Source organism: Asaia sp. HumB, assembly GCF_030263835.1.
Classification (GTDB): domain Bacteria; phylum Pseudomonadota; class Alphaproteobacteria; order Acetobacterales; family Acetobacteraceae; genus Asaia; species Asaia bogorensis.
On record NZ_JARPML010000002.1, the window covers coordinates 2,240,244 to 2,265,413 of the forward strand.

Genomic DNA, 25,170 nt, shown 5'->3' on the forward strand with positions numbered 1-25,170 from the left:
TGCTCGGTTCAGATACCGGAAAGCGCGTCGTTGGCAGGGGCGAGGGGAGGCGATCTCGAAACCTCACCGGGGCGCGGCACCGCGATACGGGTTCCTCATTGACTGATGCGGGCGAGCCAAGAGGTGAGGCCTGCCTTCCTCTAGGGTAGAAAGGCAGGAAGTATCTGCACCATCAGGACCGGCCTTGCGGCCGCGATCTCAGAACCAGCCGCGCGGATTGCGCATGGGTGATTCATCAACGAGTGCGACGATGGGGCGGATGACCCGGACCAGCCACCAGACAAAAAGCAGACCAAGCAAGACATAACCGATCATCACGAGGCAGAGTAGTCCTGCCACGATGGCCCCCAGGAGTCCGAGCCAGAATGTGCGGATGGCGTAGATGAAATGGCTCTCATAGATCGTCCCCACCGCGTCACCGCGTTTGAGATAGGCAACAATCACACCGGGTATGCTGGTGATGCCGAAAAAGAACGAGGCGATGAAAAGGATATGAACGATCCAGGCCCAGCGTCTTGCACGGTCGCTTCGGGGCGAAGCAGGCCAGGTTTGTGTAAAGCTCGGTTGCATGGAAGGAGTCGCTCCTGAAATCCTGTCGGGCCGATGCGGTATTAGGCCTGTTGGCGGGATATGGTATCGTATCATCAGCCCGCTCGTTCAGGCTATCCTGAAGAGCAACATTGTGGTTACAGAAAATCGATCGGTGTCATGAGTTCGCTTTCCCGCTCCCTTCTGCTTTTCGGTCTGGCAGCCGTCATTTCCGCTCCCGCCGCACACGCCCAGAGCGTGACCGGTGCCGGGTCGAGTTTTGCAGCGCCGCTTTATGAAAGCTGGGGCGAAATCGCCAAGGCAAAGGCGGGGCTTGGGGTGAACTATCAGAGCGTGGGTTCGGGCGCGGGGCTCAATCAGGTCGTGGCCGGTACGGTCGATTTCGGCGCGTCGGACAAGCCCGCAGCGACTGCCCTGCTCGATGCCCATCACCTCTACCAGTTCCCCACGGCGCTTGGGGCGATTGTGGTCATCGTGAATGTTCCCGGTATTCCGGCCGGGGCGCTGCAACTCGACGGACCGACCCTGGCGGCCCTTTATGACGGGCGCATCACCGAATGGAATGATCCGAAAATCCAGGCACAGAATCCCGGGCTGAATCTGCCAGATGCGGATGTGGCACCGATCCATCGTGCCGATGCCTCGGGAACGAGCTTTGTCTTTACCTCCTATCTCTCCCACGTCTCGCCTGAATGGAAAGCTCATATCGGCGCGGGGACCTCTGTGGCATGGCGCGATGGCGCAGGCGCACGGGGCAATGATGGTGTCGCGGCCAGCGTTAAGGAGACCGTGGGGGGGATTGGGTATGTGGAATATGCCTATGCCAGCCACAACCACATTCCGATGGCGCGTATGAAAAGCCATGACGGTGCCTACGTCACGGCCTCGCCTCAAAGCTTCATGGCCGCCGCTTCGCAGGCCGACTGGGCCCATGCCAGCCACCATGTGGTGGATCTGCTCGATAGTGCGGGCGACAATGCCTGGCCGATCATGAGCGCGACCTACGCCATCGTGCCGATTGGGGTGAAGCCGGAAACGAGGCGTTTCTTCGAGATCGGCTTGCGCGAGGGTGAGCAGGAAGCGCGAAAGCTCGACTACATCACTGTGCCCGATGCGGTGCGTGACGATATTCTGGCTGGCTGGCCGCACTGAACCCGGCTGCCAGAACGTTGCACGAACCGACACGACTGGCGCAGATTTCGTGAAAGGGTCTCTCTGACGCCTGATAGGGCCGGGGGCTGAAAGTTCCCTTGCCACACAGTAGCAAAGTCTTGATAGGCCATGGCATTTCCAAGCGTCACGGGCTGTCTATTCTGGTTCAGATCCTTCCAAGGCCGGTGAGTAACAGCCGGTTTGGGAACGGCACCAGAGATTCTGCGGGAATGATCCTATGCCTTTGCCTTCCTTTCTTTTTGTCTGCACGGGCAATATTTGCCGCTCTCCCCTTGCCGAGGCGGCCATGCGCGCCGAGGCGGCCCGTCGGGGTCTGACTCTGGATATCGACTCGGCGGCCACCGGTGTGTGGCATGTGGGCGAAGCCCCGGACAGCCGTGCGCGGCGCGTTGCCAAGAAGCACGGGCTCGATATCGATACCTATGTCGCAAGGCAGGTCCAGGAAGACGATTTCACGCGTTTCGATCATATCATCGCGCTCGATTCAGGGCATTTGCGTGCCCTGCGTCGTCTGGCCCCGGAGGCGGAACAGGAGCGTATCCGCCTGCTAATGGATTATGTGCCTGAGCGCGCTGGTGAGGAAATCTCTGATCCTTTCTATGGCAAGGACATCGATTTCGAGACGGCGTGGCAGGAAATTGCTCTAGGCTGCGTGCATCTGGCCAGTTTCACGCTGGATTCCTGAAAAGGGGCTCCCCTGATGACAACTCACCCCGCTCAACAGGCCGCGTCCCGGTTTGCTCAGATTGCGGCCCTGATCGGGGAGGAGGGCGCCTTCGAGGTGAGATCCCTTGGTGGAGGCGATCTGTCTGACATCTGGCAGCTCGATTTCGCGTCCAGGCGCCGTGTCGTTGTCAAGAATGGGCCTCATGTCGCCACTGAGGCGGCCATGCTCGATGCGCTGGCAGCAACAGGTGTCGCTGTTCCGCCCGTTCTGGCGGTGCAGGGTGATCTGCTCGCTCTGGGCTATGTGCCTCAGGGCGGTAAAGGCGACGAGGCGTGGTCGGCGCTGGGGCAGGCGATGCGCTGCCTGCATGAGGTGAAGCAGCCTCCACGTTATGGGTGGGACGAGGATTACGCTTTTGGCGCGGTGCCTATCATTAATGACTGGACGCTCGACTGGCGTGATTTCTGGCGGGATTGCCGGTTAAGGCCCTTCCTCGATAGCCTCCCCAGGGAAGTGGCGGCACGGGTCAATCACCTGTCGCAAACTCTCGATCGTTTTCTGCCCTCGGCCCCGCGCCCCACGCTTTTGCATGGTGATCTCTGGACCGGCAATTTCATCACCTCGCCCGCGCCTGAGGGCGGGATACGCGCCGTGTTGATCGATCCTGCCTGTTATATCGGCGATGCGAGTGCGGATTTCGCCATACTGACGCTTTTTGCGACGCCGCCAGAGGCGTTCTGGCGCAGTTACGGTCCGTTGCCGGAAGAGTATGAACGCAGCATCAATGTCTATCGTCTCTGGCCTGCACTCGTGCATTACCGTCTGTTCGGGGCCACCTATCTGGGTCTTGTGCAGAGCCTGCTCGATACATTGGAGCTTTGAGGCCGCTGACCCTGCGCAGGCTGTAAAGCCTGCGACCCTCGCCGATTCACAGGTGCTGTTCTTCGGGCATGAGCAGATCCATGACCGATGGTGTCCAGTCCAAGGCACGGGCTGCGAGGAGCGCAGCGCTTGCTGCAGTCAGTTCTGGCTCGCGTACGATCCTGAAAGGGTGTGATCCAAGCTGGCGCTTGATGGCCACCCAGCCGGGCGCACGCGACCATCCGCCCGAAAGATAGAGGTCGGGTTGCGTGGTCCCGACATCGGGCTGAGCAGGATTTGCCTGCCATGATGCGGCACGGAGCTGGTTGATTCTCTCAATTGCGGTTTCTCCGGCACGCGCCAGCGCGCCGACAACAGCAGAGGCTCGCGAGAGGGGGGCGAGCGGCGCATCGTCTGTAAAGGCGGGGGCATGTCCACCATGAGAGCCGGGAATGAAACAGCCGCTCTCCAGAAATGAATCCGGCTTGCTGACACCGGAGAACAATCCCGCAATCATTGCGCCGGTCGCGCTGTCCTGAGAGGCCCAGGCGAGGTTGCGGGCGAGCTCTTCCACGCAAAGAAGCGTTGCGCCCTGCGACAGGATGCCTGGTGCGACATCGATGCCTGCCGGGAAGGGCACAGGATACGGCGCGTTCTGCGTGACGACGACTTCCGCTGTCCCCATCGAGTCAAGAATGGCCGCAGGGCTCAGCTGTGTGATGCCCCATCCGCCTATCGGGTGATCGTGCCCCCCGGCTACCACGAGGGCGTCGGGGGCGAAAACCGAATTCTCCGGGCCCGTGCGGGTAACGGGGCCGACAATATGCCCCGTCCGGACGACAGGGGGCAGGAGACCGCGTTTACCAAGGGTGGCTGTCACGCGGGCGTCGTCCCATGCGCCGGATTGTGGGAGGTAGGCCGCTGTGCGGGCGGCCAGTGAGTCGCTCATGAAAGCGGACTGGCACCACTGGGCCGCCGCGTAATCCGACAAAGCCAGCCAGGCATAGGCGCGCTCATGTCCCTCCTGTCTGGCCGCCCAGTACCAGCCCGTCAGGGTGCGAAACGGATCAGGGTCGATTCCTGTCAGGGGTGAGGGCGCAAGCGACGGAGACAACATCTCGAATAGCGCCTGTCGCTCGGTGGCAAACCAGGGAAGAGCGGCAGAGAATGGCCGCAGCTGCGCGTCCACAAGCGTGCCATCCTCGCCAATGCCCGCCGTGCTTATGGCTCGTATCCGGTAGCGGCTGCCACACAGCCTGTTCAGCAGGCCACTCACCTCGCTGAACAGACATGTGGCATCGATCATCTGGTCGTCGGGGCGTCTGGGTGTGGGAACCTAGGCGCGGCCCACGACCATCCCCTCAGGGGTGATGATGATGGCTTTGAGATTGGTGCTGCCGATATCGATACCGGCAGCCACTTGATCGAAACCCATGACGATCTTTCCGTCGCTGGAAGGCCATCCACGCTACCGCGATACACTCAGTCGGCAAAGCGCACTGAGCGGCTCAGGGCATCGAGCCGCCCGAGCAGATCACCGGCAGTCTTTTCGTCGCGCTGCCAGATATTGCGCCCGACGATGACGCCGCGTGCGCCCGCACGTATCGTCTGACCGACGGCGTCGAGCGTATCAGCCGGGCTGCCAGCAAGGGGGCCACCGGCAATGACGAGGGGAACGCGCAGTTCCTCGACCATTCGCCTGGTACGGGCTTCGCCGGGGAAGGCGATCTTGATTACATGCGCACCGAGGTCATAGGCGATACGGGCGATCTTCTCTTCTTCGATGATGACCTCTTCCGTGCGGGGGGCACCGATCAGGACAGGTTCGAGCACCAGCGGGATATCCCAGCGATCGCAGGCAGAAATCACCTTGCCGATACGATGGCAGAGCGCCACGCGTTCCCTGTTCGACATATTCCACGGGAAGAGCATCTTTACGGCGTCCACGCCCATCCGGACGGCGTCCTCAACGGTGGTGATCAGGTCATGCGAGCCGGCGCCATCGAGTTGACGATAATCGTAATAGGTATCGATGGTCAGAACGCGCGTGAGCTCGGGATGTGCTGCAAAGAAGCTCTCGGTCTGGCGCACCTGCCCCGGCGTGAGCATGAAACCCGTTATCCCTTTGCCTGCCCAGCGAGCGAAAGGCGATGAGGGTGTTTCGAGGCCTTCGATGCGGTCGAAAATCAGACCATGATCGACAGGCATGATGATGGCAGCGCGATGGCTCGGCAAAGTGCGGCGCAGGCGATAGGTCATGGACATGAAAAAGGACTCCGTTGGGATCTCTCCGGAATGGGGAGAGATAGGATAGTCAGACGATGTACGGTCTGTACGTACAATAACTGACTATCTTGCAGAAAAGCCGTCAACCCTATCCTTTGGTCACGCAACCCTTGTCGCGGTGCGTAGGCTAAGAAAACAACAGAAAATCTGTGCTGAGCGCAGCTATCACAAAACGATGATAGAACGGACTGTACGTATAGACAGACTCGATGCGAACTTAGCGCTATGGTTTTTCTACCCTGCCGTCGATGCGGCATCGGGATTGCGTCTACCTAGAGGATTCTCCATGCGCGCACTTGTATTCGATGGACAGGGTGGAATGTCATTGCAGAGCAGGGCAGAGCCCTCTCTTGGCGATGATTCCGTGCTTATAGCGCCGTCACGTGTCGGTATTTGCGGCACCGATCTGCATCTTCTGACCGGAGATTATCCTCTCGCTCGTTTTCCACGCATAGCCGGCCATGAATTTGCGGGCCGCGTTGTAGCTGTCGGGGCCACGGTCTCGCGCTTTGCGCCGGGGGATCGGGTATGCATCGATCCCAATATCAGCTGCGGTCAATGCGCGATGTGCCGTGCCGGCGCGCCCAATCTGTGCAGCGATCTCGTGCCGGTGGGCGTCACGATTGACGGGGCCTTTGCCGAGCGTGTCGCCGTACCTGAAAAGATTGTGCATAGATTGCCGGCTCATCTCGATATGGCGTCGGGTGCGCTGATCGAGCCGCTTGCCTGCGTTGTCCACGCATTGGAGCGTGCGCCCGACCTGCGAGGTGGATCGGTCCTGATCTATGGCGCGGGGAGCATTGGATTGATGGCAATCGCCCTTGCCCGGCATCATGGGGCCGCGCGTGTCGAGGTGGTCGAGCCGAGTGCCACGCGCCGTGATGCGGCACTCGATCTGGGGGCGGATGGCGTGTTTGCGCCGGGCGCGCGGCGCATCGCGCGTGATATCGGTTTCGTCATCGAAGCGAGCGGCCATCCTCTGGCTGTAGCGGACGCTCTGGAGCAACTTGCACCGCGGGGCGTGCTGATCCAGATGGGCGTCTGTTCTCCCGAGGCGACCATTGCGCTTCATCCGTTCGACCTGTTCGATCGGGAACTGACAATCATCGGTTCACAATCCCTGTCAGGGGCCTATGAGCGGGCGATCGGGATTACGGCTGCGCTGCCTGATCTTGCAAAGAAGATCGTCAGTCATGTGTATGATCTGGAGGAGGCGCCGGAGGCTTTCGCGATGGCGCGTTCCGAAACAGCTAGGAAAGTGCAGATCCGTTGCGATGCTGCCGGGATCTGAGGGCACACGGGAAAGGCGGCGGCTGTCAGCAGGATAGCGGCGTGCTAGTAAGGTTGCGAGCCGTGTCACCGCTGAGGGAAGGAAGACGATCCGCGTATGAAGAAGCCTGTGATGCCTTCCCGTACAGCTGCCCCTGCGCCTGCCTCGGCGGGTGACGGGCAGGCCGGTTTCATCATCGATCGTCTCTCAACGACGCCTTACTACGCCCAGCTTGCCGACCATCTGGAGGCTGAAATCCGCAAGGGGGTGCGCAAACCCGGCGCCCGCCTCGCCAGCGAGAACGAGTTATGCACGCGTTACGATCTTTCGCGCGCAACCGTTCGGCAGACCCTGCAGACGCTCGAAAGCCGGGGGCTTGTCGAGCGCATTGCCGGACGCGGGGCCTTTGTCAGTGCCGGCGATGCCGTGCAGGGCTGGATGATCCAGGGACGCAAGGGCTTCCTAGAGACAGCGCTTGGTCATGGGCATCTCGATGTGACGACAGCGGTGCTGAGGGCAGGGGCTGTGACCCTGCCTGATACGATCTGTGCGCTGCTCGACATTCCTGCGGCGAGCGAAGGCTTCGAACTGGTGCGTCTCCGTTCCCTGCGGGGGCTGCCGGCGCTTTACAGCATCAATTACAGTCCGCCGGACCTGATGGACGTGATCGGACGGGGGCAGAATGTCCTCGAGGGGCGTTCGTCCCTCAGCGCCCTTCTGACAGAGGCAGGCTTTGCCCTTCAGGGGGCGCATCGTTCAATTGTCGCTATGGCCGCGCCGCGCGATATTGCGGCGCATCTGGACATACGGACGGGCTCACCCCTGTTGCGGGTGCGCTCGGTGTCCTGGCGCCGCGATAACATGCGTTTTGATGTGTATGAGGCCTGGGTACGCAGCGACCTCATACCGCTTGAGGTGGATGTCAGCGCCATCTGAGCGCGACTCATTGACCCACTTCTTCGCTTCTGCCCCCTATCCCGTTCACGGGGATGACCCGGGATGGAACAGGGGGGGTGAGTTTTCAGGCTGATGCCGCCACGGTTTCGAAGAGCACGGCGATGGCCTCGGCACCGGGGTCGGGGATATTGGCCAGCTGCTCGGGCGGGATATAGGAGGCGCGGCCGGCACGCGCTTTCATGCTCCGTGTCGCGTCGGCCCCCTTGCGCGCTGCGACCGCCGCCTGCGCGAGTGACTGACCGGATTGCAGCGCAGCGATGGCAGGCAGAAGCGCATCGAGCATGGTGCGGTCACCTGGCTTTGCCCCGCCATAGGCCTGCATGCGGGCGGCACCGTTATGCAAACCTTCGCGCCAGTTTTCATCATGCCCCGCCGTGGTCATGAGAATGGACAGCAGAACGCCGCTCGATCCACCGCTGTGACGGGCCAGAAGGCGGCCGATTGTGGCCATGAGCGCCTGGGGCGAGGCAAGGGGAAGGCGGTCGATGGCGCGCAGAACCTGTCGCGCGGCCTCGGCAAATGTCGAGCCTGCATCCCCATCGCCGCATTTGGCATCGAGCGTATTGAGGGCGGCTTCGTGCCCGATCAACGCATCCGCGCCGCTTGTGATGAGGTGCCTGAGCAACGGATTGTCAGAGGGCGCATCCGTAAAGGTTTCGGGCAGCGCGGGCACGGGCAGGGTCGCGACCGGGCCGAAAGCGGCCAGACCGGGCCATGCGTGAGGCTCGGCTGGTGCAGCAAGCGCCTCGATAAAGGCGGGTTCTGCAGGGAGCGTCGTCAGGGAGAAGCCGTTCATGTCGAGCGCCGTCATGACCGGGGATGGACCGGCAATCCATGCTGTCCGGGCGGCCAGTGACGTGCGGGAGAAACCGTCGAGAAGTGCCAGAGCCTCAAGGGGCGGTACACTGCCCAGCATGTTGAGAAGGACAATCTGCCTGGTCGTGCCGTTGGCATCGCTCTCTGGCAGGGATGACAGGAGCCGGTCCGCTGCGAGCGCAACCAGTTTGTCGAGAGGGGCCATCGGAATACGTTCGACGCCAGCTTCACCGTGAATGCCGAGCCCGAGTTCGGCCTCGTTTTCGCCAAGGCGGGGCGGCTGGTCGGGCGTATAGACATTGCAGTCGCTCAGGGCGAGGCCGATGGAACGAAGCGCATCCGCAGCATTCCGGGCCTGCGCGGCGACCTCTGCAAGCGGGCGGCCAGTCTCGGCGGCGTAGCCAGCGATCTTGTGAACCAGAACGGTGCCAGCAATGCCGCGTGCCTTAGCCGTGTGGCCAAGGGCAATGTCGTCGCCTACGATGACGAGTTCGACATCAAGCCCGAGCGCCTTTGCCTGTTCGGCTGCGATGCCGAAATTGAGCCGGTCTCCAGTATAGTTCTTGACGATAAGAAGGCATCCGGCCGGACCGGTCACAGCGCGTATGGCCGCAAGAATGGCATCGACACCCGGCGAGGCGAAAAGCTGACCGCAGACCGCCGCCGTAAGCATTCCTTCTCCCACAAAGCCAGCATGGGCGGGCTCATGTCCAGAACCACCGCCAGAAATGATGGCCACGCGATTTTTCGCCCAGTTTTTGCGCAGGACGACATGGATATCGTCGGCACCTTCTAGCCGACACAGATGGCTTCCCGCTGAGGAGCGCAGCAGCCCCTCAATGCCTTCGGCTACGATTTTGTCACGGGAATTGAAAAAGCGCTTCATGGACGAACTCCGCCTTGATCGCGGGGCTGTGGCGGCCCCTGTTATCGCTCAGTTGGGTCAGGCTAGAATCGTCAACGGTCGGAGGACATGACATTTCTATGTGAAAAGAGACACATTGATGTGACGTTGATCGCATTCCTGCGGGATCGGGCGTGATTTAACCGCATGCGGGTGGCAGGGATCGCGCCTCTGCGTTGGCGTTCAGGCCGTATGGGTCCATTGGCCGCGTCGGATCAGAGCCAACGAGCCCTCTGTTATCTTTTAGGCTCAACAGGTTGTGAAGAAGTGCTGATTGCCGCGCTCGGTCACCTGAATATGGGCAATGACTTGACACAACCGGTGCGCTGCCGTGCATTTCCGAATTGTTGCATCCGGTTCGGAGGCTGATCGAAACGATTGGCAGCGATCCGGGAATTCGTTACGATTAGACAAGAATTTTCGTCAACAGGGTCAGGATTACAGAGTTTTGGACATTCCATCCAAGTCGCATCTTCATCCCCCGCCGCAAGTCGATGAGGGCTATCACAAGGATCTCGGGCGCCGTCAGGTCCAGATGATCGCCATCGGCGGGGCTATCGGCACGGGGCTATTCCTTGGTGCTGGCTCGCGGTTACAGCAGGCGGGCCCGGCTCTCGCGCTCGATTACCTCGTTTGCGGTATGTTCTGCTTCCTCATCCTTCGCGCGCTTGGCGAACTGGTGATGTACCGCCCCAGCGCTGGCAGCTTCGTTTCCTATGCCCGTGAGTTTCTGGGCGAGAAGGCGGCCTATGCGGCCGGGTGGCTCTCTTTCCTGAACTGGGCCATGACCGGTATCGTCGATATTACGGCGGTTGCGCTTTACATGCATTTCTGGGGCACATTCGAACATGTGCCACAATGGGTGTTTGCGCTCGTGGCGCTGGGCATTGTCGGCACCATGAACATGATTGGCGTGCGCTATTTTGGTGAGCTGGAGTTCTGGTTCTCGCTTATCAAGGTCATTGCACTCGCCCTCTTCCTGATTTTCGGTTGCGTCGTTCTAGGCCTCAAGATGCCGGTGGCAGGCACTGTGCCCGGTTTTCATCTGATCTCCGAGAATGGTGGCATCTTCCCCCACGGCATCATGCCGGCCCTGTTCCTAATGCAGGGCGTCGTGTTCGCCTATTCGGCCATCGAACTGGTGGGAACGGCGGCAGGTGAGTGCGCCAACCCGCGTGAAATCATTCCGCGTGCCATCAACAGCGTGATCTGGCGTATCGGCCTGTTCTATGTCGGGTCGGTGATTCTGCTGGTCTGTCTGCTGCCCTGGAATGCCTACCACAAGGGCGTCAGCCCGTTCGTGACCTTCTTCCAGGCCCTTGGCGTGTCTCATGTCGATACGGTCATGAACATCGTGGTGCTCACCGCGGCCCTGTCGAGCCTGAATTCGGGCCTGTACTCGACCGGGCGTATTCTGCGTGCCCTTGCCATGGGGGGCTCGGCGCCGCGCGCCCTGGCGCGGATGAACAAGCAGTCGGTCCCTTATGTCGGGATTCTGACAACCGTTGCGGTCTATCTGGTTGGGGTGGGTCTCAACTATCTCATTCCATCCCGCGTGTTCGAGATTGTGCTCAATGTGGCAGCTCTGGGTATCATCAGCACCTGGAGCTTCATTCTGATCTGCCAGATACGCCTGCGCCAGCTGGTTAATCGTGGCGAGGTCGAAAGCGCCGGGTTCCGTATGCCGGGTGCGCCGTTCACTTCGTGGCTGACGCTGGGTTTTCTCGGCTTTGTGGTTGTCATGATGGGTCTGGATTATCCCGAGGGCACCTATACGGTGTTTGCCATTCCGTTCATTGCGGTGCTTCTCGCCGGTGGCTGGGGATTGATCCTCCTGAGCCGCAAGAAAGCCTGACCAAACAAGACGGCCTGCTCAGTCCAGTCGGGGCTGGGCAGGTTCTGCCGGCAACTGCCCTTCCCATTTGGCCACCACAGCCGTCGCCAGGGAGTTGCCGACGACATTCGTGGCCGAACGGCCCATATCCAGAAAAGTATCGACGCCAAGGATCAGCAGAACGCCCTCTTCAGGGAGTTTGAACTGGCTGAGCGTTGCCGCGATCACGACCAGTGACGCGCGGGGAATCCCTGCAACGCCCTTGCTGGTCAGCATCAGGGTAAGCAGCATGATGATCTGCGTGCTCCAGGGCAGGCTGATATCATAGGCCTGAGCAATGAAGATGCTGGCGAAGGTGCAGTACATCATCGTGCCGTCGAGATTGAACGAGTAGCCCAGCGGCAGGACGAATGAAGAGATGCGGCGTGAAATGGGAAACCGCGAAAGCTGGTCGAGCATCAGCGGATAGGCGGCTTCCGAGCTTGCTGTCGAAAAGGCCAGAAGGAACGGCTCGCGCATGAGTCGGATCAGACGGCGCGCCGGACGGCCGAGAATGGCGAAGGCCGCTGCAATCAGGGAGCACCAGAGCAGGAAGAGCGCGATATAGAACTCGCCCATGAACTTGCCGTAATTGATGAGCACGCTAAGGCCATTGGTCGTGATGGTCGCAGCCATGGCGCAGAACACGGCCAGCGGGGCCAGGAGCATCACATAGCCCGTTACCTTGAGGATGATCTGTGACAGGCTCTCTGTCCATTCCATGATCACCCTGGCCTTTTCAGGCATGGAGGCGCAGGCGACGCCGAAAAAGACCGAGAACACGACAATCTGCAGGATCTCGTTATCCGTCATGGCGCGGAAGACAGAATCCGGAACGATGTGTTTGACGAAGCTGTCGAGCGACATGCCATCGGTGGCGATGGGGGATGTTGTGATGCCGTGCAGGCGATGCATCCCGACACCGGGGCCAAAAAGATTGACCAGAATCATGCCGAGCGTCAGCGAAAACAGCGAGGCCAGCACGAACCAGATCATGGCCTTTGCGCCAACACGACCAACCGAAGCCGCGTCCGACATATGACCGATACCCACCACGAGGGTGGAGAAAACCAGCGGGGCGATGATCATCTTGATCAGGCGCAGAAAGACTGTCGAGCCGATGGAGATGTAATGGGCGAAATGCTGTTGCTGTACGGAATCAGCGATCCAGGCATGGGCGAGGCCACCCACCGTAATGCCAAGCAGCATCGCGATGATGATGAGTGTGGTCATGCTCATGCGCTTCATTGGGGCAGCTCCAAAACGGCGGGGGAAGCCCGGGTCTAGGCCATAACACCCTGTCATATCAAATCTGGAACAGTCACCCCGGGTCATGAGCGCCACGCAAGACCCTGTCGGCTGGTGTCGATGTTGCGGCGCAATGCGATCCTGCGTCGTCTTGCGGCGTTGTCGCGCGATATGATCTCGGTCATATGATTCGCATCGCATGCAGCGATGGCAGGGTCTGGTATGGGCAGCGTCGTGTGCCATGCCAGCTCGAGATGCCAGACCTTGCGGCGTTCCGGGGGAAAAGAAGCGTGATTCAGAGTGCTATTGCGGTGATACTTGGCCTGATTATCGGCCTGTTTTCCCTTATTGTGTCGATCATTGCCGTTATTGAGGAGGCCGCCCGCAGAGGGTTGCAGGCACTTGGTGTCCCGCATCAGGTGCAGACGTCGCTCCTGGCGCTGCTGCTCCTGCTGCTGGTTGTTGTCTCCTTCCGTTTGTTCGGGAAGCTGTTCGGTTTGCTGATTGCGATTGTGCTGCTGGCCCTGCTTTTGCACGCCCTGTTCGCGCCGGAAATGACAGGCGTCACGATCTAGGGCCTGAAGGCGAGGATTGGGCTCTCACATGTGCACGGGCTTACCTTGTGCCCGCTTGGGACGTGAGTAGCCGGAGAAGGAAAGCACGACGGGGGTTTGGCTTGGGAATACGGCCATAAGGAGAACCTGGCTCGTAGAGGAGGCATGGTTGGGACCCTGCAAGACCCGTCTTGTTGCGTGATTGCGATGGTGTCCGCGGCGGGATTCGAACCCACGGCCCCAGGATTCATACCACTTCGGCTTTCACCGCCGGCGCGCAGAACGCACCGTTCGTGGTCTGGACTGTCTCTTCACCATAGCCCGGACAACCGGACGACAGGCGCTGCCCGTACAGTCTCTACACCTCCATGCTACCTTTCGGACGCATGTTTGGCTCGGGATTGGCACGGCTAGACACCAGAGCGTTCCCCGAATTTGAGCAGATCCACCATGATGTTTCCAAGCATGGCGCCCAATTTTAGGAATCCTGTGCTCTATCCTGCTGAGCTACGCGGACCATCGTTTCTATTCTAGTTCTGCCCCGCGAAGCAGGCAAGAGGGCGGGTTTCAATTTTTTCTGTACCCTGTGATCGGTTGCAATACTCACAAGTCATTCTAAGATTGCTTTTGTTAGTAAGTCCGTATGTGTGCGCGCATGGAGAAGATTAAACTCTTTTATGCTGGCATGTTGAGAGATTTACTTTAGTTCTTTCCCTAAGGGCACCAGCGGCAGTCACGTTCTCGGCATATTCGTTTTCCTTCAACTACGCGCGATGCCGAGTGGAGAATACGTTTCGTAAAAAAAACCGAGATAGGGATGTGATATAAGGCTCTGAGAAAAGAAAGCGTGAAGTAATGTTCGATCTGGCCCTTCGTGGTGTTGCAAAAACCGATTCCACTCTGCTGCGTCTGCGACTGATTGGTCGTATGGAAGCAACGACGTTGACGGGTGAAAGCGTGCTTCCTGTAGGCGGGAAGACGAAGGGATTACTTGCCATTCTTGCGCTGTCCGATCGCAAGCCTGTTGCACGCTCTCATCTTGCTGAACTGTTGTGGAGCCGTCGTCCGGACGATCTCGCCCGCGCATCGCTGCGTCAGGAAATTCATCGTCTGCTTGACGCCCTTAGTCCGCTGGGTGTCGACGTCATCGATGTTCAGCGCCACACGCTCGCGCTCAAGCCTGCCCTGACGTCGGTCGATGTGGAGCGTATACTCAATGGTGGCAAATCCATCCTCCGTGAGTTGCCGCCCCCCAGTGAAGTGCTGCTTGGCGAGCTTAATGGCATCGACCCGGCGTTCAATGAATGGATCGAGGGGCAGCGTACGCGTCTTAACCGTCATATCTACCAGCTTTTTGAAAGCGCATTGCGCACACAGGTCGATCCTGACGCCATTCTCGACACGGCTGATCATCTACTGGTCCGTGACGGGCTGAATGAGGCGGCGTGGCGCGCACGCATCCAGGCCTGGGTGACCAAGGGCGAATATGCGCAGGCTGCGGCGCTTGGCGATCAGGTTGTGCAGCTTTTCCAGGACCAGCTGGGCACCGTTCCCGGCCCCGCGACAATGGGGCTTGTGCGTAGTCTCCAGGAGCGGATTGCCTTTGATTCCTATGCCAAAGCGCATCACGGTGGTTCAGCCGAGATGGACGCGGCGCTTGTCCATGCCGATATGCAGCCCGAAGGTGGGAAGATCTTCCCACCCGTGAGTGGCGATGTCGCCTACCTTGCCTCGCCGGTCTCGACCCGTACGCTGGGCTCCATTGCCGTAGCGCCACTTAAGGCGGCTGGCGGTGCCCATGCCGAGACGCTCGCAGCCGAGCTGACCGAGCGCCTGGAAGTCAAGCTGGTCGGGTTGCAGACCTTCACGGTCGTGCCTTTCCCTGAAACGGCGCAGGCTGACACGGGTCCGCTGTTGGGCAATACTCATAATCCCGGAACCGATTATGTAATTTCGGGTCTGGTGCGCGCCAATACGGAGCACGGCGAGAGCAGCGAAGGGTATGTGATCATTCGCCTTCTCAGTCTGCGGCAGGAAGGCAGTGTTGTGTGGGCCGATCGGTTCGAACTGCCCAAGGACACGCGAGCCCAGCGTGCATTGCTTTTCTATGTCATGAAGTCGCTGCAATGGTCGCTGTTTGTTTCGGAAGGGCAGCGCATGATGTCGCGCCCGATTGCCGAGCTTTCAGCGTTTCAGATGGCGGTGCGCGCCCTGACGCTTCTTCTGCGCTGCGATGTCACCTTGTCCACAGAGCTGCGTGATCTGGTCGAGCGCGCTTATCAGTCCGACCAGGAATCGGTCTTCGTGCTGTATGTGCGCTCGCTGATCCGCTTTTTCCTTTATCAGGAGAACTGGTCGTCTTCGTCGCAGGAAGAGATCGAGGATATTGCCTCTGCGGCGGGCTATGTTGCCATTCAGCTGCGGGCTAATCCGCTTGGCGTATGGTTGTCGATGATGACACGTACCTTCACGCCCGGACAGCTCGATGAAGCGAAGGCGCTCACGGCCGAATATACCGGCGCTACCGGTGTGTTCCCTGCCATTGCCATCTCGCCGTCCACTCATGCGCTCAAGGCTGCTCAGGCTTTGTTGTCCGAAGAGAAAGCGGTCGCGCTTGAGGAAATCCAGCAATTCCGGGCCTTGCGGGCCTCACAGCCTCTGGCCGTTCTGTCGGAGCCGTTCAGCATTTTCGTGCTGGAGGCGTCAGGCAATAACGAGGAAGCCCGCCAGGCTGGTGCAGCGTTCGTAAGCCTTTATCCCCGCAGTGCGACGGGAGTGCTTTACTATCTCGTGGCGCTGGCCTCACACGGCATGGGCGAGGAAACAGAGCGCGTCAAACGCCATCTCCTGCGCCTCGTCCCTGATGTCACCATCTCTGGCGTGCTCTCTCGCCATGATTTCCTGCCGGAATCGATGCAGCTCTGGCTGCGCGAAATGCTCACCCGTGTGAGCCTCCCGCAAGGATAAATTGTTGCCCCGCTTGGCGGGACCGGGCGGGCGCGATATGAACCGATGTTGAAGCCGGACGCGGGTACCGCGATCGGGGATTTCGACACGCGGCCAGTGCCAGTCTAATAGGGACAACATGACACCTCGTTTGCAGCCGATCGCCCCTCTCAACGCGCCCTTAAAGGCGTTGTCATTCAAGGGACGGTTCCTCCCCGTTCTGCCGCTCTGCGCCCTTATGGCGCTGAGCGCCTGTGGCGGTGGGCGTGATCCCGACAGCCTGACCCAGCCCCGCAACCATCTGCTTGGCGTCGACCGTGGCGCGACCGGTGGAGACGACCAGCTTCAGGGTGGGGTCAATGCCTATCTCTGGCGTGGTGCTATCGACACCCTGTCGTTCATGCCGTTCGCTTCTGCCGATGCCAATGGCGGCGTGATCCTGACGGACTGGTACCAGCCGCCTGCCAGCACCAATGAGCGCTTCAAAATCGCTGCCTATATCCTGGATCGTCGGCTGCGTTCGGATGCGCTGCGTGTTTCCGTGTTCCGCCAGGAAAAGCAGGGAAGCGAATGGGTCGATACTCCCGTTGCAGCCAATACCACGTCAGACATCACCACGCGTATTCTAGCCCGTGCGCGCCAGCTTCGTGCCGATAACGGCAACCGGGACTGACACCCCCGCTCTGAAGATCACGTGACACGAACAGACGACAGAAGATCATGACGGAACAAGAGACACTCGGCTACGATTTCGGCAAGGCTGAGCCTAAATGGCAGGCGAAATGGGACGGCGTGCGTGCCTTCGCCGCTGATGACCATCCTGCTGCCGACAAGCCGAAATATTACGTGCTCGAGATGTTTCCGTATCCGTCGGGTCAGCTCCATATGGGCCATGTGCGCAACTATGCGCTGGGCGATGTGGTGGCGCGCTACAAGCGCGCGCGTGGTTTCTCGGTTCTGCATCCCATGGGCTGGGATGCGTTCGGCCTCCCGGCAGAAAATGCAGCGCGTGAGCGCGGTGTGCATCCGGGGCAGTGGACGCTGGACAACATTGCGGCCATGCGCGGCACGCTGCAGCGCCTCGGTTTCTCGCTGGACTGGGAGCGTGAGATCGCCACCTGCCTGCCGGAATATTACGGGCATCAGCAGAAGCTGTTTCTGGATATGTGGCGCAAGGGTCTGGTCGAGCGTCGTGAATCCTCGGTCAACTGGGACCCTGTGGACAACACGGTGCTCGCCAATGAGCAGGTGGTTGACGGGCGTGGCTGGCGTTCGGGTGCGCTGATTGAGAAAAAGCGCCTGTCGCAGTGGTTCCTCAAGATTACGGATTTTGCAGCACCTCTGCTTGAAGGCCTCGACAAGCTTGATCGCTGGCCGGCACGTGTGCGCGTCATGCAGGAGCGCTGGATTGGCCGTTCGGAAGGCGCTCGTGTCCGCTTTGCGCTTCATGCACCCCCCGAAGGGTTCGACACAGACCTGGATTCGGTCGAGGTGTTTACCACCCGTCCGGATACGTTGTTCGGTATGAGCTTCGTCGCCATTGCCGCCGATCATCCGCTGGCTGCAAAGGTTGGTCAGGATAACGAAGCCGTACGCAGCTTCATCGAGGAATGTCAGCGTCTCGGTACGTCCGAGGAAGCAATCGAGGCAGCCGAAAAGCGCGGTATCGACACCGGGTTGCGTGTCAGCAACCCGTTTGCGCCTGACGAGACCGTGCCGGTCTGGATCGCCAATTTCGTTTTGATGGAATATGGCACAGGCGCTGTGTTCGGTTGCCCCTGTGGCGATCAGCGCGATCTTGATTTTGCCCGTAAATATGACCTTCCGGTGCGTCCGGTCATTCTGCCGACAGGCCAGCAGCAGGCTGGTTTTACGGTGGGCAAGACCGCCGTCACGGGTGAGGGCACGCTCATCAATTCCGGCTTCCTCGACGGACTGGATATTGTCGAAGGCAAGCGCAAGGCTATCGAGCGTCTCGAGGGTATGGGGATCGGCCGTGGCGTCGTGAACTGGCGTCTGCGTGACTGGGGTATCTCGCGCCAGCGTTACTGGGGCTGTCCGATACCGGTCATCCATTGCGACAGCTGTGGTGCAGTGCCTGTGCCGGACGACCAGTTGCCGCTGAAGCTGCCCGAGGATGTCACCTTCGACCGCCCCGGTAATCCGCTCGATCACCATCCGAGCTGGAAGCATGTGGACTGTCCGCAATGCGGCGCCAAGGCACGTCGTGAAACTGACACATTCGATACATTCGTCGATAGCTCATGGTATTTCGCGCGCTTTACGGCGCCCCATGCCAGCACCCCGACGGACCCGATTGCGGCGGATAGCTGGCTGCCGGTCGATCAGTATATCGGCGGTATCGAACACGCGATCCTGCATCTGCTTTATGCGCGCTTCTTCACGCGTGCCATGCACGAGACGGGTCATTTGAATGTCGATGAGCCGTTCGATGGTCTCTTCACCCAGGGCATGATCACCCATGAGAGCTACCGCGATGAGAGCGGCTGGCTCGCGCCTGAGGACGTGGTGCGTTCGGGCGAAGGCTATGTGCGTCGTGACAATGGCCAGCCCGTGCAGCTCGGTCGCCTGGAGAAGATGTCGAAATCCAAGCGCAATACGGTTTCGCCTACGGCGATTATCGAGCGCTTTGGTGCGGATACGGCGCGCTGGTTCGTTCTGTCCGACAGCCCGCCAGAGCGCGATATGGAATGGACCGAGTCCGGCGTTGCCGCTTCAGCCCGTTTTGGTCAGCGTCTCTATCGTCTGGTGCAGAATGTCGCGGCGCAGGTGCCGCAGGAAGCGCTCTTCACTGAGGGCGGTCGCGGCCTGCGTCAGGCCACGCATCGCACCATCAAGGCTGTGACCGAGGCGCTTGAGGGCTTCACACCTAATGTCGCCGTGGCGCGCCTGCACGAATTGAGTGCTGCCCTGTCGGAGGCCGAGAAATCGACCGAGGACGGTATTGGCGCAGCCCGTCGCGAGGCCGCTCTCTCACTTGCCTTGCTTGTCGCACCCATGATGCCGCATCTGGCGGAAGAGATGGTGGCTCTGCTTGAACCCGAGGGGGCTATGGTTGTCGAGCGCGCATGGCCAGGAGTGCTGGACGCGTTCCTCACGCGTGACAGCATCACGCTGGGCGTACAGATCATGGGAAAGCTGCGTGGCACGATCGAGGTGCCACCCGACGCGCCGTCTGACATGGTTCTTCCGCTGGCCGAGGCCGAGCCGAATGTGGCGCGGATACTGGAAGGCAAGCGTATCGTCAAGCGTATCCACGTGCCCAACCGTATCGTCAATTTCGTAGTGACAGGCTGAACCGATGCGTCGTCTTATCCTGCTTGCTTCTCTGGCTCTGAGCGGTTGCGGGTTTCAGCCGCTTTATGGAAGCAACGGAGATGGCGGCGTCCGCGTGATGCACGAGATGCAGCGTATCTATGTCTCCAACATCCCCGAGCGCCAGGGGCAGGAATTGCGGCTCGCACTTCAGGAGCAACTGGGCAGTGGCAGCACCAAGGCACCAGACGGCTACACGCTCAATGTGAGCTATGGCGTCAATGCGTCGGTTATTGATATCCATAGCGATAACACTGCCGGTCGTTATCGCGAACTGGGTACGGCGCACTGGCGCCTCTATACCGTAGAGCCCTCCCCGAGATTCCTGGCTGAAGGCGACGTGAACGAGCTTGATGGTTTCAATGCGACCTTCGAGCAGTATCTCGCACAGACCCTCAATGACGAAACTGTGCGGGCCCGTATTGCCCAGACCCTCGCGGGATCAATCCGTCAGCAGATTGCCATCTGGTTCAAGACCCAGATCAAGCCATCGCGTAATAATGCAGCGGATCTGCCTTCCTATTTCGATCCAAACGCCATGCCGACCCAGAATGGCCAGCCTTACGAGAAGGCAGGCCCTGATGGCTTCCCGGCTGCGGCAACGGGGCGTACGGATCTCAACAGTACGGATAACTGATCGCGCATGAAGATCGATGCCCGCTCGACCTCCCGCACACTGGCTGAAATTGGCCGGTGGCGCGGGGTCCTGCTCTATGGTGATGATCTTGGCCTGATACGCGAGCGGGCCGCCCAGTGCGTCAAGCTGGTGGCGGAGTCTCTGGATGACCCGTTCCGTGTGGCAGTGCTCGATCAGGACCAGCATGGTCGCCTCGAAGAGGAGATGGGCGCGCTTTCACTGATCGGGGGGCGTCGTGCCATATGGGTGCGCGATGCACAGGACGCGGTGTTGCCCAGAGTCATGGCGGCGCTTGCGATCGACAGCGATACGGTTCTGGTCATCGAAGCACCAGGGCTTGCCTCACGCGCGAAGCTGCGAACCTCGCTTGAAGCCCATGCCGCGATTGCCGCCATCGGTTGCTATCCGGAGGAGGGTAAGACCCTTATTGCCTCACTGGCGGATCTCTTTCGAGAAGCCTCGGTTACGATCGACCGCGACGCCCTGTTCTGGCTTTCTTCTGTCATGGGAGCCGACCGGGCAGCCATACGGAGCGAGGTCGAGAAGCTTGTTCTTTTTGCCGGGGAAGGTGGCCGCCTGACGCTCGACGACTGTCAGGAATGTATCGGTGATTCTGCCAGTGCCACGCTGGATGATGCGACAAGCGCTGCGATGGCTGGTGATCGAACCATTGCTGACATTGCGCTGGAGCGTGCGCTTGCCGATGGTTTGTCTCCCATTGCTCTGGCGCGCGCCTGTCTGTCGCTCATGAACCGGTTGCTGCGGGTGCTGGACTGGATGGATGAGGGCAAGTCGCGTCAGGAAGCCATGAAAATGCTTCGCCCCCCGGTGTTTTTCAAGAAAACCGAGAGCTTCACCAAAGCCCTTGAGCGCTGGGATCGCACAGGTCTCAGGAGAGCCTCCGATGCCGTGCAGGGTTTCGAGCTGGCTTGCAAGCAGACGGGCAGCCCCGATCTGGCGCTGTCACGTCGTCTGATTGCCCAGCTTTGTCTCGGGCCGCGATCATTCCAGCGTTGAAATCATCGCGTCGTTTTGCCACGATCGGTGCGATGAAGATTTTGACCTGCGACCCAGAAGCGATTACGGCGACCGGCACGCTGCCGGCTAGCCCGCTGATGTCAATCGCAGGGCAGCTCATTCCGCCGCCGCATGCGCGCTTGCACAGGCAATGAAAAACACGAGAGGCTCAGCCCTTTGGCACGGGAATATCGCGGTGTTGCTGGCGATGGGTGCCTTGCTTCTTCTGGTGCTTGGCGCGGTCGCCGCGCCGCTCTATGCGCGAGCCGTTGGGGTCGATGCAATGGCTTCCAATCTGGCCGGCACCGTCATGCGCAACGGGCATGCGCAGGACATCATGCAGGCCAATGACAACCCCCTCCACCTGGGCCTCTCGCCCATTGGTCCGTCATGGCGTTGGGGACCTTATGCCCTTGGGGCCGATTCACAAGGGCGCGACATTGCTGCGAGGTTGCTTTACGGGGCGCGATCTTCGCTGGTCATCGCTTTTTCAGCCGCTTGTCTGTGCCTGATCGCCGCAACGTTTTGCGGTCTGGCGGCCGGATATTGTGGGGGATGGGTCGATCTGATCCTGTCGCGCGCGCTCGATATTCTCTGGGCGGTGCCGGTTTATCTGTTCGCCATTAGCCTCAGCGTGGTGACAATCGGCCATGATCTCTCCTTTGGCCCGATCCACTTGCGGGCAGATTCACTTCTGCTGCCTGTTCTGATCATTGCACTCATTTACGTGCCCTATGCGGCGCGGCCCATCCGGGCCCGGACGAAAAGCCTGCAAAATGCCGGCTTCGTTCTGGCTGCGCGTGGGCTGGGGGCGTCGTCATTGCGCATCATTCTGCGCGAAATCCTGCCCCTGCTGGCGGAAACCGTCTTTGTGCTGGCACCGCTCATCATGGCGCTTTGCCTCCTTGCGGAGTCCGCGTTGTCTTTTCTCAGCCTCGGTGTGCAGGCTCCTGCCGCCTCGTGGGGGAGCCTTATTCATGATGGCGAAGGATTGATCTACAGCCGCCCGGTCGTCGCCATTGCGCCGGGATTGGCCATCATCGTGACTGTTCTGGCCCTGAACACGCTGGGTGACGCTGCGCAGACGGCGTTGCGCAGGCGGGGCGGCAGATGAGGGGCTTTCTCTCCCGCCTCGGGCAGATGCTACTCGTGCTGTTCGGCATTTCGATACTCGTGTTTGCCGTGTTTTTCGCAACACCGGGGTCGGACCCCTCAGCCCGCATTGCGGGGCGCGGCGCGAGCCCGGAGGTGATCGAACGTGTTCGCCATGCCTATGGCTTCGATCGCTCGCTACCTGTCCGTTATCTCACAATGATGGATCATCTGTTCATCTCGCGAAACCTGACCTCCTACGTCAATCACGGGCAGAATGTGGTTTCGGAGGTGTTTGCTGCTGCACCTGTCACGCTTTCGCTTGTGCTCTGGGCGGCGTTATTCTGGGTGAGTGGCGCGCTGGTGCTTGGTATCATTGGTGCGGCCTATCAGGGAGGTGCGCTGGACCGTCTCCTTTCTGTGCTGGCTATGGTTGGTTTGTCCGTCCCGGTTTTCTGGCTGGGCGAGATGGTCAATCTGGTGAGCCAGACCCGGTTGCATGACACCTGGCTGTTCCGTTGGGTGCCCCCACTGGGCTATGTGCCACTCTCCACAAGCGTTCTTGGCTGGACGAAATGTCTGATCCTCCCGGGTCTGACGCTCGCTGTTGCTTTCATCGGCCTTTACAGTCGGGTTCTGCGCTCGGACCTGCTTTCGGCCATGCAGGAAGACGCGCTGCGCACGGCACGTGCGAAAGGGGCAGGGCCGTGGCGCCTCTGGTTCTTCCACGCCTTGCGCCTTTCCGGTCTGAGCGCGCTTTCATTGTTCGGTCTCGATTTCGCCCAGTTGCTCGGGGGCGGTGCCCTGTTGACGGAAATCGTGTTTGCGCTGCCCGGTGTCGGGCATCTGACCTATCAGGGCCTGAGCACACTGGATCTGCCGCTTATTATGGCAACCGTGCTCTATGCGGCATTTTTCGTGGTGGTCGCCAATGCCCTGATCGACGGGCTGTATCGCCTGCTCGACCCGCGCATCGGGGGAGGGAAAAATGGGCACTGAGCCGCTTTTGTCCCTGCGCAACCTGCGCTTGAAACACCCCAGAGCCGGCTATCTGCTCGATGACGTGACCCTCTCGCTGCAGCGCGGTCAGATCCTCGGGGTCGTGGGAGAATCAGGCTCGGGCAAAAGCCTGACCGGGTTGAGTGTGCTCGGGTTGCAACCTCCCGGCATCCTGTCCGGTGAGGTGATTTTCGACGGGCAGGATCTGCGATCCCAGACCGAGAGAGCGTGGCAGCATTTTCGCGGCAGGCGGGCCGCTATGATCTTTCAGGATCCGATGACGGCTTTTCTGCCGGTTCGGCGTATTGGTGCCCAGATCGCCGAGCAGATCAGGCTGCACCAGCTTGTATCGAAACGCGAGGCGAATGAGCGTGTGGTGACACTGCTAGGGCGTATGGGCGTACCGTCTCCCGCACAAACCGCTTCGCGTTTCCCGCATGAACTGTCCGGCGGGCTGCGCCAGCGCGCCATGATTGCAATGGCGGTATCCTGTGAGCCGGATCTGCTGATTGCTGATGAACCGACAACCGCACTTGATGTCACGGTTCAGGCGCAGATTCTGGCGTTGCTGCGTGAGATTGGCGCGCGTGAGGCCAGTGTCATGCTGATCACCCATGATATGGGGGTGGTGGCGCAAAGCTGCACGCATGTTGCCGTTATTTACGCCGGGGTCGTCATCGAGACCGGCCCGGTGTCGGCTGTTCTCTCGGCCCCGCGCCATCCCTATACACGGGCCCTGTTGCAGGCCATACCACCGCTCGAAGGACCGCGCCCGGCCAGACTGCCCGTGATCGAGGGCGCTCCTCCCTCGCCACAGACACGACCCAGCGGGTGCGTTTTCGCGCCGCGCTGCCCCCATGTCATGCAGCCATGTGAGGTACGCCCGGCGATGCGTCCCGTCATCGATGACGGATACGGGACTACGCTTGCCACCTCAGCCGAGGCGCAGAAAGAGGAGCGCCATGAGGTGGCTTGCGTGCTCTACGAATGACGGAACTGCTTCAGGCGCGTGATGTCGCCCGGACGTATCAGTTGGGGCGCGGCAGGACACTGCGGGCCGTCGATGGCATCTCGCTCGCCCTGAAGCATGGAGAGAGCCTTGCCCTCGTCGGTGAGTCAGGTTGCGGCAAATCTACCCTGGGCCATCTCATGATGGGGTTTGATCGCCCCGACAAGGGAGAGATCCTGTTTGACGGGCAGGATATGGCGCAAATGGGGCGGCGCGCCCTGCGCGATCTGCGCAGCCATCTGCAGATGGTCTTTCAGGACTCTGGATCGTCCTTCAATCCGCGCTGGACAATCGGTAATACATTGGCGGAGCCGTTTCGCATCCATCGGCGTGAGTGGTCCACGGCCACATTGGCGGCGCTCCTCGAGCGCGTGGGCCTGTCGGCGGATTATCTGCCCCGTTATCCCGGTGCGCTCTCTGGCGGGCAGCGGCAGAGGCTGAACATTGCCCGCGCCATTGCGCTCTCACCGCAGGTCATCGTCGCGGACGAGCCTGTCTCGGCGCTGGACGTTTCCGTACAGGCACAGATTGTCAATCTGCTGCGCCAGCTTCAGGCCGAGATGGGTCTGGCCTGTCTGTTCATCTCGCATGATCTGGCGGTGGTGAGACAGATTTCGGACCGCGTGGCGGTGATGTATCTGGGCGCGATTGTCGAGGAAGGGGAGACGCTCGCCCTGCTTTCGCGACCGCTCCATCCCTATACAAGGGCGCTGGTAGAGGCTGTGCCTCAACCGGGCAAACCGCTGGCGGCGCCCTTGCAGGGCGATGTGCCAAGTCCTCTTTCCCCGCCACCGGGCTGTCGCTTCCACACACGCTGCCCGATTGCCCGCCCCCGTTGTGCGATCGAGAGGCCGATCCTTACGGATTACGGAGCAGGGCGCCGGGCGGCGTGCCATTACCCTTTGGTCTGACTGAGGCTCACGCGTAACCCCGTCAAACAGGCAGCATGACAACAACCGGCTATAGCTTATCAGGC

Annotated in this window: 21 protein-coding genes; 16 read left to right on the top strand and 5 right to left on the bottom strand. The window is 60.5% G+C overall.

The window, feature by feature from the left end:
• Positions 1–198: 198 nt before the first annotated feature.
• A complete protein-coding gene (locus P5689_RS11185) occupies positions 199–570 on the bottom strand; it encodes a DUF4870 domain-containing protein (RefSeq protein WP_023979054.1) in 372 nt (123 codons plus the stop codon).
• Between the two features lie 138 nt (positions 571–708).
• Here P5689_RS11185 and pstS point away from each other — a divergent pair, with 138 nt between their 5' ends.
• The 3 genes from pstS (at position 709) to P5689_RS11200 (ending at position 3,271) form a co-directional block, all read left to right on the top strand.
• A complete protein-coding gene (gene pstS / locus P5689_RS11190) occupies positions 709–1,701 on the top strand; it encodes a phosphate ABC transporter substrate-binding protein PstS (protein ID WP_285533193.1) in 993 nt (330 codons plus the stop codon).
• Positions 1,702–1,939: 238 nt separating this feature from the next.
• Positions 1,940–2,407, top strand: coding sequence for a low molecular weight protein-tyrosine-phosphatase (locus P5689_RS11195; protein ID WP_031241004.1), 468 nt, complete (start codon positions 1,940–1,942; stop codon positions 2,405–2,407).
• A 15-nt stretch (positions 2,408–2,422) separates the two neighbouring features.
• Complete coding sequence (locus tag P5689_RS11200; protein ID WP_285533194.1) at positions 2,423–3,271, top strand: fructosamine kinase family protein; 849 nt, start codon at positions 2,423–2,425, stop codon at positions 3,269–3,271.
• A 46-nt stretch (positions 3,272–3,317) separates the two neighbouring features.
• Here P5689_RS11200 and P5689_RS11205 read toward each other — a convergent pair whose 3' ends face one another.
• Both P5689_RS11205 and P5689_RS11210 read right to left on the bottom strand, forming a co-directional pair.
• Positions 3,318–4,556, bottom strand: coding sequence for an FGGY family carbohydrate kinase (locus P5689_RS11205; protein WP_285533195.1), 1,239 nt, complete (start codon positions 4,554–4,556; stop codon positions 3,318–3,320).
• A 176-nt stretch (positions 4,557–4,732) separates the two neighbouring features.
• Positions 4,733–5,515: a class I fructose-bisphosphate aldolase gene (locus P5689_RS11210; RefSeq protein ID WP_023979049.1), complete on the bottom strand. Its 783-nt coding sequence runs from the start codon at positions 5,513–5,515 to the stop codon at positions 4,733–4,735.
• 307 nt (positions 5,516–5,822) lie between these two features.
• Here P5689_RS11210 and P5689_RS11215 point away from each other — a divergent pair, with 307 nt between their 5' ends.
• Complete coding sequence (locus P5689_RS11215; RefSeq protein WP_023979048.1) at positions 5,823–6,827, top strand: alcohol dehydrogenase catalytic domain-containing protein; 1,005 nt, start codon at positions 5,823–5,825, stop codon at positions 6,825–6,827.
• Positions 6,828–6,938: 111 nt separating this feature from the next.
• On the top strand, positions 6,939–7,742 hold the full coding sequence (locus P5689_RS11220) for a GntR family transcriptional regulator (protein ID WP_161630845.1): 804 nt from the start codon (positions 6,939–6,941) through the stop codon (positions 7,740–7,742).
• 85 nt (positions 7,743–7,827) lie between these two features.
• Here the strand turns inward: P5689_RS11220 and P5689_RS11225 are convergent, their stop codons facing one another.
• Positions 7,828–9,465, bottom strand: coding sequence for a dihydroxyacetone kinase subunit DhaK (locus tag P5689_RS11225; protein WP_285533200.1), 1,638 nt, complete (start codon positions 9,463–9,465; stop codon positions 7,828–7,830).
• Between the two features lie 466 nt (positions 9,466–9,931).
• On the opposite strand from P5689_RS11225, the gene P5689_RS11230 reads away from it, so the two are divergent.
• Complete coding sequence (locus tag P5689_RS11230) at positions 9,932–11,338, top strand: amino acid permease (protein ID WP_023979045.1); 1,407 nt, start codon at positions 9,932–9,934, stop codon at positions 11,336–11,338.
• 18 nt (positions 11,339–11,356) lie between these two features.
• Here the strand turns inward: P5689_RS11230 and P5689_RS11235 are convergent, their stop codons facing one another.
• Positions 11,357–12,589: a dicarboxylate/amino acid:cation symporter gene (locus P5689_RS11235; RefSeq protein ID WP_235075472.1), complete on the bottom strand. Its 1,233-nt coding sequence runs from the start codon at positions 12,587–12,589 to the stop codon at positions 11,357–11,359.
• Between the two features lie 305 nt (positions 12,590–12,894).
• On the opposite strand from P5689_RS11235, the gene P5689_RS11240 reads away from it, so the two are divergent.
• The 10 genes from P5689_RS11240 to P5689_RS11285 all read left to right on the top strand — a co-directional run bounded on the left by P5689_RS11240 (position 12,895) and on the right by P5689_RS11285 (position 25,105).
• On the top strand, positions 12,895–13,179 hold the full coding sequence (locus tag P5689_RS11240; RefSeq protein WP_146926470.1) for a hypothetical protein: 285 nt from the start codon (positions 12,895–12,897) through the stop codon (positions 13,177–13,179).
• Positions 13,180–14,013: 834 nt separating this feature from the next.
• Positions 14,014–16,125 (top strand): BTAD domain-containing putative transcriptional regulator, encoded by a 2,112-nt coding sequence (locus tag P5689_RS11245; RefSeq protein ID WP_023979042.1) that lies wholly within the window; start codon positions 14,014–14,016, stop codon positions 16,123–16,125.
• Between the two features lie 217 nt (positions 16,126–16,342).
• Entirely contained in the window at positions 16,343–16,777 is a 435-nt protein-coding gene (locus P5689_RS11250; RefSeq protein ID WP_369794246.1) for a DUF3576 domain-containing protein, read from the top strand.
• A 47-nt stretch (positions 16,778–16,824) separates the two neighbouring features.
• The gene (gene leuS / locus P5689_RS11255) at positions 16,825–19,422 is read left to right on the top strand and encodes a leucine--tRNA ligase (protein WP_285533201.1); all 2,598 of its coding nucleotides are present in this window, start codon (positions 16,825–16,827) and stop codon (positions 19,420–19,422) included.
• A 4-nt stretch (positions 19,423–19,426) separates the two neighbouring features.
• On the top strand, positions 19,427–20,077 hold the full coding sequence (locus P5689_RS11260) for an LPS assembly lipoprotein LptE (protein ID WP_031240995.1): 651 nt from the start codon (positions 19,427–19,429) through the stop codon (positions 20,075–20,077).
• A 6-nt stretch (positions 20,078–20,083) separates the two neighbouring features.
• Positions 20,084–21,094 (top strand): DNA polymerase III subunit delta, encoded by a 1,011-nt coding sequence (gene holA / locus P5689_RS11265; protein WP_023979038.1) that lies wholly within the window; start codon positions 20,084–20,086, stop codon positions 21,092–21,094.
• A gap of 151 nt (positions 21,095–21,245) precedes the next feature.
• On the top strand, positions 21,246–22,208 hold the full coding sequence (locus tag P5689_RS11270; protein WP_031240993.1) for an ABC transporter permease: 963 nt from the start codon (positions 21,246–21,248) through the stop codon (positions 22,206–22,208).
• Positions 22,205–23,185, top strand: a complete 981-nt coding sequence (locus tag P5689_RS11275; protein WP_285533202.1) for an ABC transporter permease — start codon at positions 22,205–22,207, stop codon at positions 23,183–23,185. Before P5689_RS11270 ends, P5689_RS11275 begins: the two co-directional genes overlap by 4 nt.
• Positions 23,175–24,176 (top strand): ABC transporter ATP-binding protein, encoded by a 1,002-nt coding sequence (locus tag P5689_RS11280; RefSeq protein WP_023979035.1) that lies wholly within the window; start codon positions 23,175–23,177, stop codon positions 24,174–24,176. The genes P5689_RS11275 and P5689_RS11280 overlap by 11 nt, the downstream gene beginning before the upstream one ends.
• Positions 24,173–25,105, top strand: a complete 933-nt coding sequence (locus P5689_RS11285) for an ABC transporter ATP-binding protein (protein WP_023979034.1) — start codon at positions 24,173–24,175, stop codon at positions 25,103–25,105. The genes P5689_RS11280 and P5689_RS11285 overlap by 4 nt, the downstream gene beginning before the upstream one ends.
• Positions 25,106–25,170: the final 65 nt, after the last annotated feature.